Below are 19,812 nucleotides of genomic sequence, written 5' to 3' on the forward strand. Positions count from 1 at the left end.
ACCGGTCGTGGCAGGGGCGCAGGGTCGGTGCATGGCTGATATCGCGACGAAGTACACGGGTGGCCCGACGAGGCGCGGGCGGCTGCATCCCGCCTGGCCGGTCGCGGCCGTTGCGGCGCTGGCGATCGTGGCGGCGGGGGCGTTCACCACGATGGCGGGGCTGTTCACGGAGCCGCTGCGCCGGGAGTTCGGCTGGTCGCACGGGGAGATCGGTCTGGCGGCCTCGGTGAACATGGTGGTGTACGGGGTCGTCGCCCCGTTCTCGGCCGCGCTGATGGACCGGTTCGGGATGCGGAGGGTGGTGGGCGCGGCGCTGGCCGCCGTCGCCGTCGGCGCCCTGCTCAGCACCGCGATGAGCGCCCCCTGGCAGTACGTACTGACCTGGGGCCTGCTGATCGGACTCGGCTCCGGTGCGATAGCGCTGACCTTCGCGGCGACCGTCACCCAGCGCTGGTTCGTCCGGCGTCGCGGGCTGGTCAGCGGGGTGCTCACGGCCGCCGGGGTCTTCGGCCAGTTCGTCTTCCTGCCCGTGCTTTCGTGGGTGGTCGACGGCCACGGGTGGCGGACGGCCGCGGTGCTGCTGGCACTGGTCGCGTGCGCGGCGCTGCCTCTGGCGCTGGTGCTGCTGCGGGACCACCCCGCCGATGCGGGCGTACGGGCCTACGGGGCCCAGCGGTTCACCCCGAAGCCGGCCGCCCTGCCGGGTGCGGCCGCCCGTACGGTGCGGGTCCTGGGCGCGGTGGCGCGGGGTGCCCCGTTCTGGCTGCTCGCGGCCACCTTCGGGATCTGCGGCGCCTCGACCAACGGCGTGATGTGGACGCACTTCACACCGGCCGCCCATGATCACGGGATGCCCGCGACCGCCGCGTCCTCGCTGCTCGCGCTGATCGGTGTCTTCAACGTCGCGGGCACGGTCCTCTCCGGCTGGCTGACGGACCGTCTCGACCCGCGCAGGCTGCTCGCCGTGTACTACGCGCTGCGCGGGGTGACGCTGCTCTGCCTGCCGGTGCTGATGTCGGCCACGGTCCAGCCGCCGATGGTCGCCTTCGTGGGGCTCTTCGGGCTGCTCGACGTGGCCACCGTGCCGCCGACTCTCGCGCTCTGCCGGGAGTTGTACGGGGCGGACAGTGCGATCGTCTTCGGCTGGGTGGCCGCCGCGCACCAACTGGGCGCCGGGCTTGCCGCGTTCCTCGGCGGGGTGGCACGGGACGCGTTCGGTTCGTACGACCCGCTGTGGGTCGCGATCGGCGCGGTCTGCGGCGCCGGTGCGCTGCTCGCGCTGGTGATCGCGCGGCCCGCCGGCCGGTGCGGCACCGTGTCGGGCCCGGGGTTCCGGTGACCCAGCCTCCGGTACGGCCCGGTGGCGGGGCGGAGTTCCGGTGACCGTGGCCCGGTACGGCGCCGTGGCGGTCGGAGCCACGGTCCCCGGAAGGTCCGCCGGGGGCGGCGCGACGCCCCCGGCGGACGGGGATCAGGCGGCCCCGGCTCCCTGCGGTGCGAGTGCCTCCGCCCACGGTGTGCGGGCCGCGACCAGGGGGCGGAGGGTGCGCAGCGGACGGATCATGTTCACACCGACCGCGCCGCAGACCTGTCCCGCACGGGCGAACAGTGCGGTGAACTTCCGCTCGGCGAGGCTCCCTTCGACGATGTGCACCTGGTCGGCGCCCCGGGTCCTGCCGTGGATCTGGACCTTGAGGTCGTACTGGTCCGACCAGACGAAGGGCACCGTGGTGAAGGCGGTGGCCGCCTCTCCGGCGAGGATGTTGCGGGCGACCGCGCGGCCTTGTTCGGATGCGTTGGTGCGGTGCTCGATCCGCAGCCGCTCCCCGGTCACCGCGTCGGGCCAGGACGCCACGTCGCCGGCGGCCCAGATGTGCTCGGCGGCGCGGAGGGTGGCGTCGCACTCGACGCCGTCGCCGAGGCGGAGCCCGCTTCCCGCGAGCCATTCGGTGTTGGGCCGCGCCCCGATGCCGACGAGCACGGCGTCAGCCGCGAGGGTGCGGCCGTCGGAGAGGCGTACGCCCGTCGCACGGCCGCCATCGGTGACGATGCTCTCGACGAGGGCATCGGTCACGGTCCGTACACCGTGTTCGTGGTGCACCTCCGTCAGCATGCTCCCGATGTCGTGGCCGACCGCGTCGGCGAGCGGCACCGCCCGGTCGGTCACCAGCGTGACCTCGCAGCCGGCCTCCCGGGCGACGGCGGCGGCCTCGGCGCCGATGAAGCCTCCGCCGACGATCACCAGATGCGGGCGGCCGGCGAGCGACTCGCGCAGGGCTGTCGCGTCGTCCAGCGTGCGCAGGACATGAACCCCCGCGATGCCGTCCGTGCCCGGCAGCACCCTGGGCCGGACTCCGGTGGCGATGACGAGCGCGTCATAGCCGATGGTGCCGCCCTCGCCGGTGTCCATCTCCCGGGCGGCCGGGTCGAGGGCCCGGGCCCTGGTGCCGGAGCGCAGCTCGATGTCCAGGTCGGCCAGCGCATCGGCGCTCCGCAGCAGGACCCGGTCGGCCGCCCACTCACCGGCGAGCAGTTGCTTGGAGAGCGGCGGGCGGTCGTACGGAAGGTGCGCCTCCTCGCCGACGAGCACGAGCCCACCGTCGTAACCGGACCGGCGCAGCCCCTCCGCCGCGGCGAGGCCCGCGGCGGACGCGCCGACGACCACGACCCGGCGCGGACCGCTCACGCGAGGGCCCCGGGCAGTCCGGCGCCGCGGCGCCCGTCCTCTTCGGTGGTGATGCGCATGGCCGCTCCGATCGTCACGGTGCCCGGCGCCGCGCCGTACACCACGGTGAGTGAACGTCCGAAAATTTACACCCGTGCCCCGACCTCGCCAATGCCACCCCGCACCCCTGCCCGGGAGTTGGCGCTCCGGGGACCGCGGACGGCCCCTGCTTCAGGCTCGGCCACCCCTGGGGCCACGGCGGCCGGGCGCCGTCGAATGCCTGCCTCCGGAGCCCGTGCCCGGCCGGGCATTCACCCGCGCGCACCTCTTGACGCTCCGGCCCGCTCCTGAATTACTGATCACAGCAGAGCGACCGAATGATCGGTCGGCTGGCTGGCCGGTCGGGGACATCGGGACGGGAGTGACCACATGACAGCCCTGCTGGACGCGGGTGAGCGGCTCAGCCGCGACGAGCTCGAAGCGCTTCAGACCGAGCGGCTGCGCGCGACGCTCCGGCACGCGTACGAGAACGTGCCCTTCTACCGTGAGTCCTTCGACAGGGCCGGGCTGCGCCCTGAGGACTGCCGCACACTCGCCGACCTGGCCCGCTTCCCGTTCACCGTCAAGGCCGACCTGCGCGACCAGTACCCGTTCGGGATGTTCGCCGTACCGCAGTCCGACGTACGGCGCATCCATGCCTCCAGCGGCACGACGGGCCGCCCGACGGTCGTCGGCTACACCGAGCGCGACCTGTCCACCTGGGCGGACGTGGTGGCCCGGTCCATCCGCGCGGCGGGCGGCAGGCCCGGCGACAAGGTCCATGTGGCGTACGGTTACGGGCTGTTCACCGGCGGCCTGGGAGCCCACTACGGCGCCGAACGCCTCGGGTGCACGGTGATCCCCGCCTCCGGCGGGATGACGGCCCGCCAGGTGCAGCTCATCCAGGACTTCCGCCCCGAGATCATCATGGTGACACCGACCTACATGCTCACCCTGCTCGACGAGTTCGAGCGCCGGGGCATCGACCCCAGGTCCACTTCACTGCGGGTCGGTATCTTCGGCGCGGAACCATGGACCGAGGAGATGCGGCGCGAGATCGAGGAACGCTTCGCGATCGACGCCGTCGACATCTACGGCCTCTCCGAGGTCATGGGGCCCGGCGTGGCCCAGGAGTGCGTGGAGACCAAGGACGGCCTCCATATCTGGGAGGACCATTTTTACCCGGAAGTGGTCGACCCGGTCACGGGTGAGGTCCTGCCGGACGGCGAGCAGGGGGAGTTGGTCTTCACCTCGCTCACCAAGGAGGCCATGCCGGTGATCCGCTACCGGAGCAGGGACCTGACCCGGCTGCTGCCGGGCACCGCCAGGGTGTTCCGGCGGATGGAGCGGATCAGCGGGCGCAGCGACGACCTGGTCATCGTGCGCGGGGTGAACCTCTTCCCCACCCAGGTCGAGGAGATCGTGCTGCGCACCCCCGGCCTCGCCCCGCACTTCCAGCTGCGCCTCACCCGCGAGGGCCGGATGGACGCGCTGACCGTACGGGCGGAAGCCAGGCCGGACGCCACGCCGGAGGCACGGGAGGCCGCGGCCCGTTCGGTCGCGGCCGGCGTCAAGGACTCCATCGGGATCTCGGTCGGGGTCGAGGTGGTCGACCCCGACACGCTGGAGAGGTCGGTGGGCAAGTTCAAGCGGATCGTGGACCTGCGGAGCGGTCCCGTGGAGTCACCGCGCGGCGCGTGAAGTGGATCGGAGGGTGGCACAGCCCCGGTGCCGAAGGCTTCCGGGGCTGCGATACCGGGGCTCTTCCCCACCCCGTGGGTGGAAACGACGGTTCAGCGGGGGTGCACGGTCCCGCTCAGCCGTTCGGTGTCCGTCACTCCGAGCCGTAGTACAGCCGGAGGAACTCCTCCATCGCCGCGTCGACGCCGGCACGGTCACCGGTGGCGAGCAGGTCAAGCAGTAGACCGCGGACAGTGGCGAGTCCCAGTCTGGCGCGTCTCCGGGCCACGGCAGGGTCCGCTCCCGCGCTGACCTCGGCGGCCACGAGCGGCTCCAGCCAGTCCTTCACAAGCCCTTCGAGAACCGGAGCCGCCTCGGGGCGGCCTCGCAGCGCCTGCCCGCAGATTTCGAAGAAGAGCCGCTCCTGACCGGCCAGCCGAGGGTCCGTCAGCTGCTGCCACAGCCGGCGCGCGATGCCGACGGGCGAGAGACCGGGCTCCAGGCGGAGCCGGGACAGAAGATCGCGCTGACGTCGCTCCGACGTCCGGACGATCTCGACGAACAGCTGTTCCTTGGAGCCGAAGTAGTGGATCAGCATGCGATGACTGACGCCGATCGCAGCGCCCAGGCGGCGCAGGCTCAGGTCCGCGATGCCGTGTGCCGCGACGTGATCGACGGCCGCGTCCACCAGCTGTGCGCGCCGGTCCCCGTGGGTGCCTTGCCCGGCCTTGCCGCCGGGATGCGAGTCGTCCGTATTCACCACGGCCGCGAGTGTACCAATCGGTACATGCCGCATGTACCGTGTGGTACATGAAGTCTGTCACCGTGTCGATCCACGTACCTCAGACGCCGGAGCAGGTCTACGACTTCCTCGATGTCATGGCTCACCACGAGCGGTTCACCAACCACTACCTGACCGACTGGCGCTACAACGGCCCTGCCCGCGGCATCGGATCGTGCGTGACGGTGACCGCCGCTCTGGGCGGCACCAAGAGCGACGTCACCATCGAGGTCGTGGAGGCCGATGTGCCGCGGCGCATCGTCGAACGCAACGTCAGCGCGGCCGGCCGGCGCGTGGCCCACGGCACCTATGCCATGGAACCGCTGCGAACCGGCGGGACCCACATCTCGTTCACCTACAGGTGGGTGCACGCCCCTCTCGCCGACCGGCTGCTGGCCCCCGCCGTTCGAACCATGATGCGGCGCGCCAACTCGGTGGCCATGCGACGCCTGGCCACCGAGTTGGCGCACCACGTGCCCGCCGGCGTTGCGGAGGCAGACGAACAACACGGAGGGCATGCGTAGTCAGACAGGGGCGCGGTCTTCCTCGGCCAGGGGCGCGGGGGCGGTGAAGAAGCGGCGGGCGTACAGCGCGACGTACACGAGGCCGATCAGTACGGGTACCTCGATGAGCGGGCCGACCACACCGGCGAGTGCCTGCCCGGACGTGGCGCCGAACGTGGCGATGGCTACCGCGATGGCCAGTTCGAAGTTGTTGCCGGCGGCGGTGAACGCGAGCGTCGTGGCACGCGGGTGGTTGAGTCCCACGGCACGGCCGACCGCCATCGATCCGGCCCACATGATCGCGAAGTACACGAGCAGCGGCAACGCGATGCGGACGACGTCGAGCGGCTGCGAGGTGATTGCGTCGCCTTGCAGCGCGAACAGGACGATGATCGTGAACAGCAGCCCGTACAGGGCGAACGGCCCGATGCGCGGGATCAGCTTCGCCTCGTACCAGGCGCGGCCCTTGGCCTTCTCGCCGATTCGGCGCGTGAGGTAACCGGCGACGAGCGGGATTCCGAGGAAGATCAGTACGCTTCGGGCGATCTCCCACACGGATACGTCGAGGCCGGCCTGTTCGAGGCCGAGCCATCCCGGCAGCACGGACAGGTAGAACCAGCCGAGGGCAGAGAACGCGATCACCTGGAACACCGAATTCAGCGCCACCAGGACGGCGGCGGCCTCGCGGTCACCGCAGGCGAGGTCGTTCCAGATGATCACCATGGCGATACAGCGTGCCAACCCCACGATGATCAGACCCGTGCGGTAATCGGGCAGGTCGGGCAGGAACAGCCACGCCAACGCGAACATGAGCGCCGGTCCGACGATCCAGTTCAGCAGCAGTGAGGGCAGCAGCAGGCGGCGGTCGCGGGTGACGGTGTCGAGCCGGTCGTACCTCACCTTGGCGAGGACCGGGTACATCATCACGAGCAGGCCGAGCGCGATCGGCAGTGATACGCCGGTCACGGTGACCTTGGCGAGCGCGTCCCCGAGGCCGGGCACGATGCGGCCGAGACCGAGGCCGAGCGCCATCGCGGCGAGAATCCACACGGCGAGGTAGCGGTCGAGGAAGGAGAGGCGGCCGGCGACCGCCCGCTCGGGCGCGGGGCTCACGCGGTCACCTCGGCGGGCGTGGGCAGGGGTTCGCCGGCGGGGCGGGTCAGGATGCCTGCGAGGCGGTCCGTCATCTCGGGCAACAGCCAGTAGTAGACCCACGTACCGCGGCGCTCGCAGTCGATGAGGCCGGCCTGCCGAAGCAGCTTGAGGTGATGCGAGATCGTCGGCTGCGACAGGTCAAAGGCGGGGGTCAGGTCGCAGACGCAGACCTCGCCGCCGGCGCGCGAGGCGATCAGCGACAGCAGGCGCAACCGCACCGGGTCGCCCAGCGCCTTGAAGACCTTCGCCAGTTCCACGGCCTGTCCCTCGTTGAGGGGGGCGGCCAGCAGCCCGGGGCAGCAGGCGCCGGTCTCGTCGGTCTGGCCGAGCACCGCAAGCTCTTGTTTCGACATGCTTCTATGTTGACGTCCATCGATTCAAGATGCAACCTTGAATCGATGGACATCAATACAGCCGATCGGAGCCCTGCCATGTCCCGTGCACAGCTCGCCCTGCGCGTCAGCGACCTTGAAGCGTCGGTGACCTTCTACTCGAAGCTGTTCGGCACCGAACCGTCCAAGCGGCGTGCGGGATACGCCAACTTCGCCATTACGGAGCCGCCGCTCAAGCTCGTCCTGATCGAGGGCGAGCCCGGACAGGAGACCCGCCTCGACCACCTCGGCGTAGAGGTGGAAGCCACCGAGCAGGTGACCGCCGCAACGACTCGTCTCAAGGACGCCGGCCTGGCCACCTTCGAGGAGAACGACACCTCGTGCTGCTACGCCCTACAGGACAAGGTGTGGGTGCACGCCCCCGGCAAGGAGCCGTGGGAGGTCTACGTTGTCAAGGCCGACGCAGACCAGCTGGGCAAGAGTCCTGTCCTGGAGGGCAACGCGTGCTGCAGCAGCGAGCCCGCTCCTACGGATCCCTCCCCTGCAGCAGTTGGTTGCGCATGCGGCAGCTGACTCATCGCCCTCCTGGACTGTGAAATGACCTGGCGCTGCTCTCGAAGGCCGCCGGCTCGAACCCGGCATCGCCCTGGAAAGTTGCCGGCTTGACCCCGAAACGCTCGAACGGCCGGCGGGCACGTTCAAGCGGATCGTGGATCCGCGAAGCGGTCCCGCAGCTCGCGCTTGAGGATCTTCCCGCTGGCGTTCCGCGGCAGCGAGTCCACGAACAGGACCCGCTTCGGGGCCTTGAAGTGCGGGAGGGATGCGCGGGCGTGGGCGAGCAGTTCGGCCTCGGTGATCTCGTCGCACACCACGACCACGGCCGTGACCGCCTCGATCCAGCGGTCGTCGGGCAGTCCGACGACCGCTGCCTCGGTGACCCCGGGGTGGGTGTAGAGCGCGTCCTCGACCTGGCGTGAGGCGACCAGTACGCCTCCGGAGTTGATGACGTCCTTCAGCCGGTCGACCACGGTGAAGTACCTCTGGGCGTCGCGCACCGCGAGATCGCCGGAGTGGAACCACCCGTCGCGGAACGCTTCCGCGGTCTCCTCGGGCTTGCCCCAGTAGCCCTCGCACAACTGCGGTGAGCGGTAGACGACTTCGCCCGCCGTGCCGTCGGGTACCTCGTCGCCGTTCTCGTCGACCACCATGGCCTCCACGAAGAGAACGGGCCGGCCGCAGGAGTCCATCCGCCCCTCGTGCTCGTCCGGCCCCAGGACCATGGCCAGCGGGCCGATCTCGCTCTGGCCGAAACAGTTGTGGAAGGCCAGACCGGGCAGCCGCTCCCGCAGGCGTTCCAGGACGGGTACCGGCATGATCGACGCGCCGTAGAACGCCTTGCGCAGCCCGCTCAGATCGCGGGTGGCGAAGCCGGGGTGGTGCGAGAAGCCGATCCACACGGTGGGCGGCGCGAAGAGCGTGTCCGCGAGCCCGGCCTCGACCAGCCGGAACACCTCGGCCGCGTCCGGAGCGTCCAGGATCGTGTTCTCGGCTCCCACCGCCAGATACGGCAGCAGAAAGACGTGCAGCTGGGCCGAGTGGTACAGCGGCAGCGCGTGCAGCGGTCGGTCCGACTCCTGAAGGCCGAGGGCGGTGATGGCGCTGACGTACTCGTGGACGAGCGCCCGGTGCGTCATCATCGCGCCCTTGGCGAGTGCGGTGGTGCCCGAGGTGTAGAGCAGCTGCACCAGGTCCTCGGAGCCGGGTGGGCGCTCGGGGGTGAAGGAGCGGGGAGCGCCGAGCGCGGTCAGCAGCGAGTCGTCGCCCCCGCGCAGCAGGAGCACCGGGAACCCGTCCGGTACGGCGTCGGCGAGGCCGGGGTCGGCGAGTACCAGCGCGCTGCCCGACTGGCCCAGGATGTAGGCCAGTTCGTCACCCGAAAGGTTCTGGTTCACCGGGACATGGATCAGCCCGGCCCGGGCGCAGGCGAGGAAGCCGATGAGATAGACGTCCGAGTTGTTGCCGTAGGAGGCGACCCGGTCGCCGGTCCGCAGCCCGCGTCCTGTCAGGACGGCGGCCGCCGTGCTGACGGCCTCGTCGAGGGCCGCGTAGGTCCAGGAGCGGTCCCCGTACCGGACCGCGGTACGCCCGGGCACCCGCCGCGCGCTGCGGCGCAGGATTCCGTCGACCGTGCTGGCGCGTACACCTGTCGTGGCGTGTGTCGTGGCGTGGTCCTGTGTCATGGCGTGATCCTGCGGTTCACCGGGGGCCCGGTCAAGGGAGCCGTCCCGGGTGAGTGAACGGCGGGACCACCAGCGGCCGGCCGTCGGCTCCCGGCGACAGCGCGCCCCGGCTCAGGGGCTGACGGCCAGGAAGACGAAGGCGGCGAAGATCGCGAGGTGGATACCGCCCTGCATCAGGGTCGCCCGGCCGGGGACGATGGTCAGCGCGCCGACCACCACGGTCAGCGCGAGCAGCACCATATGGGTGGCTCCGAGGCCGAGCAGCAGCGGGCCGGTGAGCCAGACCGAGGCCAGCGCGATGGCGGGGATCGTCAGTCCGATGCTCGCCATGGCCGAGCCGAGCCCCAGATTGAGGCTGGTCTGGACACGGTCGCGGCGCGCCGCCCTTACCGCGGCGAGCGTCTCGGGCAGCAGCACGAGAAGCGCGATCACCACGCCGACGACCGCGTGGGGCAGCCCCGCCGCGGCGACGCCCGACTCCAGGGTCGGCGAGATGGCTTTCGCGTTGCCCACCACGGCGATCAGCGCGACCAGCAGCAGCCCGAGGCTGAGCAGGGCGGCCCGTCGGCCGGGCGGCGCCGCGTGGCCGTCCTCGTCCTGGATCTCGCCCTCCTGGGTGACGGGCAGGAAGTAGTCCCGGTGACGCACCGTCTGGACGGCGACGAAGAGGCCGTACAGGCAGAGTGAGGCGATGGCGGCGAAGGCCAGCTGCGGGCCGCTGAACTCCGGTCCCGGCGTCCTGGTGAACGTCGGCAGGACCAGAGTGAGGGTCGCGAGCGCCGCCACGGCGGACAGCGCGGTGCCCGATCCCTCGGCGTTGAAGACGGCGACCCCGCGGCGTACCGCGCCGACGAGCAGGGAGAGACCCACGATCCCGTTGCAGGTGATCATCACCGCGGCGAAGACGGTGTCCCGGGCGAGTGAGGAGTACTTGGAGCCGCCGTCGGCCATCAGTGTGACGATGAGCGCCACCTCGATGACGGTGACGGCGACCGCCAGCACCAGTGACCCGAAGGGTTCCCCCACCCGGTGGGCGATCACCTCGGCGTGGTGCACGGCGGCCAGCACCGCTCCGGCCAGGCAGAGCGCCACCAGGACCACGGCGAAGACCGGCAGATCGCGGCCCCAGCTGAGGATCAGGGCCACGACAGCGACCACAGGGACCGCGGTGGTCCACTGTGCCGCCAGGGCCCGGCTCGGCGCTCTCATGGGGCCACGCTGGCAGAGATGATCAGCGGCTGCCCGGCGAGCCCGCCCTGCCGGGCGGGACGGCAGGGCTCCGCCCGGAGAGGTCAGACGGCGCGCTCGTGGCCCTCCCAGTACGGTTCGCGCAGCCGCCGCTTGTAGAGCTTGCCGTTGGGGTCGCGAGGCATCGTCTCGATGAAGTCGACGGTCCTGGGGCGTTTGTACCCGGCGAGCCGGGACTCGCAGTGGGCGAGGATCTCGGCGGCGAGCGCATCGCCGGGCTCGGCGCCCTCGGCCGGTTCGATGACGGCCTTGACCTCCTCGCCCCAGTCGGTGTGCGGGATGCCGAAGGCCGCGGCGTCGGCGACCGCGGGGTGGGTGAGCAGCGCGGACTCGATCTCGGCCGGGTAGATGTTGACCCCGCCGGAGATGATCATGTCGATCTTGCGGTCGCGGAGGAAGAGGTAGCCGTCCTCGTCGAGCAGGCCCAGATCGCCGACGGTGAAGAAGTCGCCGATGCGGTTCTTCGCCGTCTTGGCCTCGTCCTTGTGGTAGCTGAAGCCGCCGGTGGACATCTTCATGTAGACGGTGCCGAGTTCGCCGGGCGGCAGCCGGTTGCCGTCGTCGTCGTGGATGGCGAGTTCGCTGATGGGCCAGGCCTTGCCGACGGTGCCCGGCTTCTTCAGCCAGTCCTCGGCCGTGGCGAAGGCGCCGCCGCCCTCGCTGGCCGCGTAGTACTCCTCGACGCAGTGGCCCCACCACTCGATCATCGCCCGCTTGACGTGGTCGGGGCAGGGCGCGGCGCCGTGGATGGCATGGCGCATCGACGTCACGTCGTACCGCCCCTTGACCTCGTCCGGCAGGGCGAGGAGGCGGTGGAACTGGGTCGGGACCATGTGCGTGTGCGTGCATCCGTGCGCGTCGATGGCGCGCAGCATCTCCTCGGGCGTCCACTTGTCCATCAGGACCAGGGGGTGGCCGATGTGCAGGGCAGCGCCGGCGAACTGGAGCACGGCGGTGTGGTAGAGCGGCGAGCAGACGAGGTGGACGTTGCCGTCGAAGGGCTTGATCCCGAAGATCCCGAGGAACCCGCCGAGGTAGGTCTCCTCGGGCAGCTTGCCGGACAGCGGCCGGCGGATGCCGCGGGGCCGTCCGGTGGTGCCCGAGGTGTAGTTCATCACCCAGCCGAGAGTGCGGTCCTCCGGTACGGATCCCGGCTGCCCGCCGGGGAGTTCGCCGTAGGGACGGAAGCCCGGTATGGCGCCGACCGCGTACCGGTGGGTCGCGGGGAGCCCGGCTTCGTCCGCCGCTGTGGTCGCCGCTTCGGCGAACCGCTCGTGGGCGATGAGGACCTTGGCCCCCGAGTCGGAGACGATCCAGGCGATCTCAGGACCCACGAAGTGGTGGTTGACCGGGACCAGATAGAGACCGGCCTGCGAGGCGGCCAGATACGCGGTGAGGAACTCGACGCTGTTCGGCAGGACGACCGCGAAGGCGTCCCCGCGCTCCAGACCGGCGGCGCGCAGTCCGTGCACCAGCTGGTTGACGGCCGTGTGCAGCCGTCCGGCGGTCCACTCCTCGCCGTCGGGTGCGATCACGACCGTGCGGCCGGGGTCGGCGGTGGCCTGGGCCCAGAAGCCGTTGGGGGTTCCGCTGTCCTTCGCTGCCATCAGTGACTCCGTCCTGCGATGCGGTTGATCCGGTCGACGGCCCGCTCGAAGCCGCGGGTCAGTTCGTCGAAGACCTCCTGGACACCGCGTTCGGAGTTCATCCGGCCGACGATCTGGCCCACCGGGGTGCCGAGCAGCGGCGCGACCTCGTACTTCTGGATCCGGGAGACCGCGTCGGCGACGAGCAGACCCTGGAGCGGCATGGGCAGAGTGCCGGGCCCTGCGGGATCGTCCCAGGCGTCGGTCCATTCGGTACGGAGCTGACGGGCGGGTTTTCCGGTGAGCGCGCGGGAGCGCACGGTGTCGCCGGAGCCCGCCTCGATGAGCTTTTGGGTGAGGGCGCGGGAGTGCATCTCGGCCTCGGTCGTGGTGAGCCAGAGCGAGCCGAGCCAGACGCCCTGGGCGCCGAGCGCGATACCGGCGGCGATCTGCTCCCCGCTGCCGATCCCGCCGGCGGCCAGCACCGGCAGCGGGGACACGGCATCGACCACGTCGGGTGTCAGCACCATGGAGGCGATGTCCCCGGTGTGGCCGCCCGCCTCGTACCCCTGGGCCACGACGATGTCGATGCCGGCCTCGGCATGGCGGCGGGCGTGCTTGGCACTGCCGGCCAGTGCCGCGACCAGGACATCGTGGCGGTGGGCGCGTTCGATGACGTCGGCGGGCGGCGAGCCGAGGGCGTTGGCGAGCAGTTTGATCGGATAGTCGAAGGCGACGTCGAGCTGGTTGCGGGCGACCTGTTCCATCCACCCGGTGATCCGCCAGCCGGAGGGTTCCCCCTCGGGCCACGCGGGAACCCCGTGTTTGGCGAGGGTCTCCTCCACGAACCGGCGGTGCCCCTCCGGGATCATCGCCTCGACCTCGGCCTCCGTCACCCCCTCCACCTTTTTCGCGGGCATGACGACGTCGAGGCCGTACGGCAGCCCGCCGGTGTGCTCCTGCATCCAGTCGAGATCACGCGCCAGTTCGTCGGGGGCGGTGTACCGGACCGCTCCGAGTACCCCGAATCCGCCGGCCCGGGTGATGGCGGCGGCCACGGCGGGAAAGGGCGTGAAGCCGAAGATTGCGTGCTCGATCCCCAGTTTCTTGCTCAGCTCCGTCTCCATGGGGCGCAGGATGCCCCAGCGGAGCAGCCGAGGGAAGAGATTTTCTGATGCTGTGTCAGATTCTTTGGAGCGCCGGGGACACGCGGTACGAGGGTTGACACCCCCGTACCGATGGCAGAAAGTTTCCGCAGTCGATCAAGGCCCCGAAAGATACTTTCAAGGAGTGCTGGGATGAGCGGCAACGCGGCGGGCGGGGACATCAGCAGGCGCGGGCTGGGCGGCGGAATGCTGGCCCTGGGAGGGGCACTCGCCCTGGCCTCGCTCCCGCTGGGACCGGCCGCCGCGACCGCGGGACCGGCCGCGGGTTCCGGATCCGGGCACGGCGCGGACCCAGGCGCTCCGAACTCGGGCCCGAACTCGAACTCCGGCTCCGGCTCCGGGCGTACGACGCTCCGCCGCGGCACCGCCGAGCAGGCCGGTCTGCTGCCGGACCCACTGCGCCAACTGGTCAGCGACGCCCGGGCGTTCCTCGGCCCCTCCCCCACCCACCCGTGGTACGCGGGCGCCGTTCTGCTCGCCGGGCGCGGCGGCACGGTGGCGCTGCACGAGCCCATCGGACACGCGGTGCGTTACTCGGCGTACGACGAGAAGTCCGACACCGGCGTCGAGTTCCCCGCGGATGAGCAGATCGCGGCAGACCGGGACACCCTCTACGACCTGGCCTCCGTCTCCAAGCTCTTCACGTCCCTCGTGGCGGTGCAGCAGATCGAACGGGGCACGCTGGAGCTGACCGCGAAGGTCGCCTCGTACCTCCCCGAGTTCGGCGCGGCCGGCAAGGGGGACATGACGGTACGCCAGCTCCTCACGCACACCTCCGGATTCCGCGCGACGCTGGCGCTGTACAAGGAGCCGACGCGGGAGGGGAGACTGCGGATGCTGTGGAACGAGGCGCCGATCAACACCCCCGGTACCGCGTATCTCTACTCCGACCTCAACCTCATCTCGTTGCAGCTGGTCCTGGAGCGGATCACCGGGCGCACGCTCGACGTGCTGGTCCGTGAGGGGATCACCGCACCGCTCGGGATGCACCGCACGCGATACAACCCGCCCGCCGCCTGGAAGCCGCGGATCGCGGCCACCGAGGACGCCAGGCGGCCCTGGTCGGGCCTCGACCGCGGGCTGGTCTGGGGAGAGGTGCACGACGAGAACGCCTACAGTTTCGGCGGGGTCGCCGGTCAGGCCGGAGTCTTCTCCTGCGCCTGGGACTTGGCGGTGCTCGCCCGCACCCTGCTGAACGGCGGCGCGTACGGACCCGCCCGCATCCTGCGTCCCGACTCCGTCGGTCTGCTGTTCACCGACTTCAACACCGCGTTCCCGGGCGACAATCACGGTCTGGGCTTCGAGCTCTACCAGCACTGGTACATGGGCGCGATGGCCACCCCACGCACCGCGGGCCACACCGGGTTCACCGGAACCAGCCTGGTGCTCGACCCGTCAACCGACTCCTTCCTGATCATGCTGGGCAACTCGGTCCACCCGGTGCGCAACTGGCGTACGGGGAGCGCCCCCCGGGTCCAGGCGGGCAACAGCCTGGCGCGGGCGGTGCCGGTGCGTCCCGCGCACGGGCGTACGGCCTGGTTCTCCGGCATGGCGAGTGCGACGACGGCCACCCTGACCCTGCCCGCCGTCGTCCCGGCGTCCGGGCGGGCACGGCTCGGCGCCTCGGTGTGGTGGGACAGCGAACCGCACGCCGACTTCCTGTTCCTGGAGGCGTCGGCGGACACCGGTGCGGCCTGGCAGCCGGTGCCCTTCTCCACCACCGCCGAGGGGCAGCGACCCGAGAACCGTCCGGCGGGCTCCGTGGACGGCTGGTCGGGCCGCGTCTGGCACCGGCTGGAGGCGGATCTGACAGCGTGGCGCGGCAAGGCGGTGCGGTTGCGCTGGCGTTACACGACCGATCAGCTGTACGTGGGCCGCGGGGCGTACGTCACCGGCATCGTGGTCGGGGACGGCCGCCGTACGGTCTTCGACGAGGCCCGGGCGTCGGACGCGGCCCGGATCGAGGCGACCGGCTGGGTGCGTTCCGCGGACTGACGCGGCCGGTGACACCCGGTCAGGAGGTCTCGGCGCACGACCGGTTCATCCGGCCCGCGGAGATCGTACAGAAATCGCACAGAGATTCATGTCACATACAGGGATTCCCGCCTCCTCTGCAACCGATCTGATGCCCGGGACGTGATATCGGTTCGGAGATCACTTACAGATCGCTTACTCACGCGTAGATCACTTACGCACGATTCCAGGGGCCCCACACTCATGACCACACAGCTGAACCGACTCCCCCGCCGGATGGCAGCCCTTCTCGCTGTCACCGCGCTCAGCCTCGGCGCCGCCGCCTGTTCGTCGTCGTCCGACGACAAGGCATCGGGGGATTCCTCATCGGCCACCTCGTCCGAGAGCGCCACGTCGGGCCAGGGGACGGCCGGTTCGGACAGCTCCAGCAGCTCGGCCTCCGGCAAGGACTCCAGCGGCACTGCGTCCAACAGCGGTACGAACGCGACGGAGAGCTCCTCCACCGGTGGCGGCAAGGGAGCGGCGGCGGGCAGCTCAGCGGGATCGCGCTGCCACACCGCCGATCTGAAGGCGGCCTTCGCCACGGGCGGCGACGCCGTGCCCGACATGAAGTCCGACAACCAGACGCAGGCCTCGGTGGCGTTCACCAACATCGGCAAGAGCACCTGCACGCTGACCGGCTTCGCCGGCGTCGACATGGTCGGCGACCAGGCGTCCGACGGCACCTGGTCGCTGGCGCGCTCCTCGAAGCCGACCACCACCGTCTCGCTGTCGCCCGGAGACACCACCGACTTCAGCATCACGCTCGGCGCGACCACGGAGAAGGGCTCGGGCAGCTTCCAGCCCGGTCTGGTGCGGATCACCCCGCCCAACGAGAAGACCCAGTTCGCGCTGAAGTGGCCGTTCGGTGGCGCTGTCACCAAGCAGGACGGCGCCACCCACCCGGCGACGTACGTCAACCCGATCGGGTCCTGACACCCGGGTCCTGTCCGGCTCTTCACGGTCCACGCGATCGTCGAAAGTTCTTCGCAGTTCTTCGTGGTCTTCGCGGACCGTAAGGCCGTGAGACCGTCGCGGGCCGGACAGGGCCCCGTTCTTTTGATACCGCCGGACTGATACCTGCCGCCCCGCACAGCGGCGGCTCACAGCCCCGGCGCGCTCCGCTGCTGCCGGCGCGCGGCGACCTGGCGGTACAGCTCCGCGGCCTCGTCCCCGCAGCCCAGCTGCTCCAGGCAGTGTGCCTCGTCGTTGCGGCTGGCCAGCGCGTCCGGGTGGTCGAGGCCGAGCACCCGCTCCCGGGCCGCGGCGACCGCCCGGTAGACGGTGAGCGCGTCCGCCCAGCGGCCCAGCCAGCCCAGCCCGACAGCGATTTCGCGGCGGCTGACCAGGGTGTCCGGGTGGTCGCCGCCCAGCGCCTGTTCGCGCAGTGCGCAGACCTCGCGCGCCTCGGCGAGCGCCTCGTCCCACCGGCCGAGCCGGCCGAGGTTCACCCCCAGGCCGTGGCGGGCCCGCAGGGTCTCCGGGTCGGCAGGCCCCTGGACCCGGGTGCGGTCGCCGACCAGCGCGCCGAACCGTTCGAGGGCTTCCGCGCTGCGGCCCAGCCGGCCCAGGCTGATGGCCACCTCGTAACGGGTGGCGAGGGTGTCGGGGTGATCGGCGCCCAGCGCCTGTTCACGGGCGGCGGCCACCTCCCGGTAGATCTCCAGCGCCTCCGGCCAGCGCCCCAACTGTCCCAGCGCGTAGGCGACTTCGTACCGGGTCACCAGGGTGTCCGGGTGCGCGGCGCCGAGCACGGCGGCACGCGCAGCGGCGACCTCGCACGCCATCCGGTGCGAGTCCTCCAGCCGCCCCAGCCTGCTCAGGTTGAAGGCGAGGTTGTGCCGGCAGCGCAGCGTGTCCGGGTGGTCAGGACCGACGGTGCGCTCCCGGGCGGCGAGCACCGACGCGTACACCTGGTGCGCCTCGAAGTGGCGGCCGAGCTGACCCAGTACGTACGCGGTCTCCTGCCGGGCGGCGAGGGTCTCGGGATGGTCGGCGCCCAGGGCCCGCTCCCGGCCGTCGGCGACCCGGGTGAACTCGCGCAGCGCGTCGGCCGCTCGCCCGGTACGGCTCAGTGTGAAGCCCACCTCGTAACGGCTGGCCAGGGTGTCCGGATGGCCGGGGCCGAGGACGTACTCACGCTCGGCCGCCACGGCCCGGTGCACCTCCCCCGCCTCCGCCCAGCGGCCCAGCCTGCTCAGGCTCAGCCCGGCGTTGTGGCGGCCGGCGAGCGCGGCGACCAGATCCGGCGGCGGGGTGGGCCGCTGCCCGGTGGAGACCACAGGGACGGCAGCGGCTCCGCGCGGAGGTCCGGCGGTCGTCCACTCACCGGTGAGCGCCGTCGCCCGGTCGGTGGGGGTGGAGGTGACCGTCCAGGTCCCGGTGGCCTTGTGGCCGGTGGTCATGGACCGGGTCCAGGGCGGCAGCGGCGGCAGCCGCGGGGGCAGCTGGACCGCAGGCCCCGGCACGGCCGTCGCGGCCAGCCCTGCCGCCGGTGTCTCCGGGCCGAGCAGCAGGCCGAACTCCCTGGCGTCCGCGGGGCGCTCGTCCGGGGTCTTGGCGAGCAGGTCGAGGACGGCCCGGTCGAAGAACTCCGGCAGTTCGGACCGGTGGCTGCGCGGTGGTTCGGGCACGGTGTCCCGGTGTCCGACGAGCACCGCCCAGGCGTCGTCGAGGTCGAACGGCGGTGCCCCGGTGGCGATTTCGTACAGCACGCACCCCAGTGAGTAGAGATCGCTGCGGTGGTCGATCTCACCGCCGCCGATCTGCTCGGGTGACATGTAGTGCGGGGTGCCCATGGCGATGCCGGTACCGGTGAGCCGGGAGGTGAAGCCGATGTCGTGGCCCAGGCGGGCGATGCCGAAGTCACAGATCTTCACCGTGCCGTCGGTGAGCCGCATGATGTTGGCGGGCTTCAGGTCCCGGTGGACGATGCCCTGTTCATGGGTGTACGCGAGGGCGGAGGCGACCTGCCGGGCGATGTCGACGACGTCGGGCACCGGCAGCGGCCGCTGCTCGTTCGCGACGAGGAGCTGGCTGAGGTTCTGGCCGTCGAGCAGCTCCATGACGAGGTACAGGACGCCCTCGTACTCACCGAAGTCGTGGACGACGGTGACCCCGCGATGCTGGAGGGAGGCCGCGACCCGCGCCTCGCGGCGGAAGCGCTCGCGCAGCACCCGGGTGAAGGACTGGTCGTGCTGGGGTCCCAGCGGCTTGAGGCACTTGACGGCGACATGGCGGCCCAGGGACTCGTCACGCGCCCGCCACACCTCGCCCATGCCCCCGCGCCCGATCGCTTCGAGCAGCCGGTACCGGCCGTGGATCAGCCTGGTGTCCGCCATCTCGTGCTGTCGCCCCCGTCGCCTCGCTGCACCGTCCCCGGCCCGTCCAGTATGGCGTCCGGTGTCCGGAGTTTGTACGGTGCCGGACGGCTGCCCGGGCCCAAGCGCGCCATTGCCTTCAGAATATGGCCAGGTGGCAGCTGCCAGCGCAGCCGGTCGGGGATGCAGCGCAGGGCGTTGCCGGTGGCGGTGAGCCGACGGTTCACGGTCTCCGGGCCGGGTGCCGGTCTCCCGTAGAGCTCATGGGCGTACGGAGGCAGTGAGGCGTACGCGAGAGCGGCCACCTGCCGCCAGAGCGCCGCGCGCGCCGGAGCGAGAACGGCGGGAACGGGGGGCCTGCGCAGGAACGCGTCGACCTCGTGGGACTCCGCGGTGGCGGCGAGTTCGGGGCGTACCGACTCGAAGTACGCGGCGAGTGCGGCCCGGTCCGCGGGCACCTCCGCCGGGTCGAGCCCGACCAGCCGGGCGCTCTCGCGGTTCTCGTCGATGTAGCGGTCGGCCTGCGCGTCGCCGATGGGGACGCCGGAGCGGCGCAGGACGCCGAGGTACGAGTCGATCTCGGCGCAGTGCACCCAGAGCAGGAGCGCCGGCTCACCGACGCCGTACCGCTCCCCGGTCACGGGATCGGTGGCACCGAGGAAGCTGTGGATCCGGCGGACCCGGGCGCCCGCCTGCTCGGCGGCCTCGGTCGTGCCGTAGGTGATGGTGCCGACGAAGCTCGCGGTGCGCAGCAGCCGCCCCCAGGCGTCCCGGCGGAAGTCCGAATTCTGGATGACGCCGCGGACCGCGCGGGGGTGCAGCGCCTGGAGGTAGAGGGCGCGGACACCGGCGATCCACATGACCGGGTCCGCGTGTGCCTGCCAGGTCACCGATCCGGGGCCGAAGAGGCCGGGGTCCGGTCGGTCCGCCGTACGCGGTCTGTCGCTCATGCCGCTCCGCCGCCGCTCGTTGTCCTGCCGGGCAGCTCGCTGGTTGCTACCGACCGGCCGTCTCCGTTCCCGGACCGGTTCCGGGCCGGACCTCCTGGGTCACATGTCCCCCACGTACGGGATGCCCCGGTTCG

General features: G+C 71.3%; 16 protein-coding genes. 6 read left to right on the forward strand and 10 right to left on the reverse strand.

Going from position 1 to position 19,812, the window contains the following annotated elements; translation table 11 throughout:
- Positions 1-31: 31 nt before the first annotated feature.
- Positions 32-1,339 (forward strand): MFS transporter, encoded by a 1,308-nt coding sequence (locus tag OHB13_RS01615; RefSeq protein WP_328375008.1) that lies wholly within the window; start codon positions 32-34, stop codon positions 1,337-1,339.
- 132 nt (positions 1,340-1,471) lie between these two features.
- Here the strand turns inward: OHB13_RS01615 and OHB13_RS01620 are convergent, their stop codons facing one another.
- A complete protein-coding gene (locus tag OHB13_RS01620; protein ID WP_266860072.1) occupies positions 1,472-2,686 on the reverse strand; it encodes an NAD(P)/FAD-dependent oxidoreductase in 1,215 nt (404 codons plus the stop codon).
- A 408-nt stretch (positions 2,687-3,094) separates the two neighbouring features.
- Between OHB13_RS01620 and paaK the strand changes: the two genes are divergently transcribed.
- Positions 3,095-4,405: a phenylacetate--CoA ligase PaaK gene (paaK, locus tag OHB13_RS01625; RefSeq protein WP_328375010.1), complete on the forward strand. Its 1,311-nt coding sequence runs from the start codon at positions 3,095-3,097 to the stop codon at positions 4,403-4,405.
- A gap of 133 nt (positions 4,406-4,538) precedes the next feature.
- On the opposite strand, the gene OHB13_RS01630 is transcribed toward paaK, so the two are convergent.
- Positions 4,539-5,147, reverse strand: coding sequence for a TetR/AcrR family transcriptional regulator (locus OHB13_RS01630; RefSeq protein ID WP_328375012.1), 609 nt, complete (start codon positions 5,145-5,147; stop codon positions 4,539-4,541).
- 47 nt (positions 5,148-5,194) lie between these two features.
- Between OHB13_RS01630 and OHB13_RS01635 the strand changes: the two genes are divergently transcribed.
- On the forward strand, positions 5,195-5,689 hold the full coding sequence (locus tag OHB13_RS01635; RefSeq protein ID WP_328375014.1) for an SRPBCC family protein: 495 nt from the start codon (positions 5,195-5,197) through the stop codon (positions 5,687-5,689).
- Here the strand turns inward: OHB13_RS01635 and arsB are convergent, their stop codons facing one another.
- Together arsB and OHB13_RS01645 are read right to left on the reverse strand one after the other, a co-directional pair.
- Positions 5,690-6,781: an ACR3 family arsenite efflux transporter gene (gene arsB / locus OHB13_RS01640; protein ID WP_328375016.1), complete on the reverse strand. Its 1,092-nt coding sequence runs from the start codon at positions 6,779-6,781 to the stop codon at positions 5,690-5,692.
- Entirely contained in the window at positions 6,778-7,176 is a 399-nt protein-coding gene (locus tag OHB13_RS01645) for an ArsR/SmtB family transcription factor (protein WP_328375018.1), read from the reverse strand. Before OHB13_RS01645 ends, arsB begins: the two co-directional genes overlap by 4 nt.
- Before the next feature lie 78 nt (positions 7,177-7,254).
- On the opposite strand from OHB13_RS01645, the gene OHB13_RS01650 reads away from it, so the two are divergent.
- Positions 7,255-7,728 (forward strand): ArsI/CadI family heavy metal resistance metalloenzyme, encoded by a 474-nt coding sequence (locus OHB13_RS01650; protein ID WP_328375020.1) that lies wholly within the window; start codon positions 7,255-7,257, stop codon positions 7,726-7,728.
- Positions 7,729-7,853: 125 nt separating this feature from the next.
- Here OHB13_RS01650 and OHB13_RS01655 read toward each other — a convergent pair whose 3' ends face one another.
- From OHB13_RS01655 to OHB13_RS01670, 4 genes are all read right to left on the reverse strand, one after another.
- Positions 7,854-9,395, reverse strand: coding sequence for a fatty acyl-CoA synthetase (locus OHB13_RS01655; RefSeq protein WP_328375022.1), 1,542 nt, complete (start codon positions 9,393-9,395; stop codon positions 7,854-7,856).
- Between the two features lie 111 nt (positions 9,396-9,506).
- Positions 9,507-10,604, reverse strand: a complete 1,098-nt coding sequence (locus OHB13_RS01660; RefSeq protein WP_328375024.1) for a calcium:proton antiporter — start codon at positions 10,602-10,604, stop codon at positions 9,507-9,509.
- A gap of 83 nt (positions 10,605-10,687) precedes the next feature.
- A complete protein-coding gene (locus OHB13_RS01665; RefSeq protein ID WP_328375025.1) occupies positions 10,688-12,250 on the reverse strand; it encodes an acyl-CoA synthetase in 1,563 nt (520 codons plus the stop codon).
- Positions 12,250-13,356, reverse strand: a complete 1,107-nt coding sequence (locus OHB13_RS01670) for an NAD(P)H-dependent flavin oxidoreductase (protein WP_266860013.1) — start codon at positions 13,354-13,356, stop codon at positions 12,250-12,252. The genes OHB13_RS01665 and OHB13_RS01670 overlap by 1 nt, the downstream gene beginning before the upstream one ends.
- 171 nt (positions 13,357-13,527) lie before the next feature.
- Here OHB13_RS01670 and OHB13_RS01675 point away from each other — a divergent pair, with 171 nt between their 5' ends.
- Together OHB13_RS01675 and OHB13_RS01680 are read left to right on the forward strand one after the other, a co-directional pair.
- On the forward strand, positions 13,528-15,390 hold the full coding sequence (locus tag OHB13_RS01675) for a serine hydrolase (RefSeq protein ID WP_328375028.1): 1,863 nt from the start codon (positions 13,528-13,530) through the stop codon (positions 15,388-15,390).
- Positions 15,391-15,612: 222 nt separating this feature from the next.
- Positions 15,613-16,344, forward strand: a complete 732-nt coding sequence (locus tag OHB13_RS01680; RefSeq protein ID WP_266860009.1) for a DUF4232 domain-containing protein — start codon at positions 15,613-15,615, stop codon at positions 16,342-16,344.
- A gap of 167 nt (positions 16,345-16,511) precedes the next feature.
- Here OHB13_RS01680 and OHB13_RS01685 read toward each other — a convergent pair whose 3' ends face one another.
- Both OHB13_RS01685 and OHB13_RS01690 read right to left on the reverse strand, forming a co-directional pair.
- On the reverse strand, positions 16,512-18,749 hold the full coding sequence (locus OHB13_RS01685) for a serine/threonine-protein kinase (protein ID WP_328375031.1): 2,238 nt from the start codon (positions 18,747-18,749) through the stop codon (positions 16,512-16,514).
- The gene (locus OHB13_RS01690) at positions 18,731-19,678 is read right to left on the reverse strand and encodes an oxygenase MpaB family protein (RefSeq protein ID WP_328375033.1); all 948 of its coding nucleotides are present in this window, start codon (positions 19,676-19,678) and stop codon (positions 18,731-18,733) included. Before OHB13_RS01690 ends, OHB13_RS01685 begins: the two co-directional genes overlap by 19 nt.
- Positions 19,679-19,812: the final 134 nt, after the last annotated feature.

This window comes from Streptomyces sp. NBC_00440, from assembly GCF_036014215.1.
GTDB lineage: Bacteria > Actinomycetota > Actinomycetes > Streptomycetales > Streptomycetaceae > Streptomyces.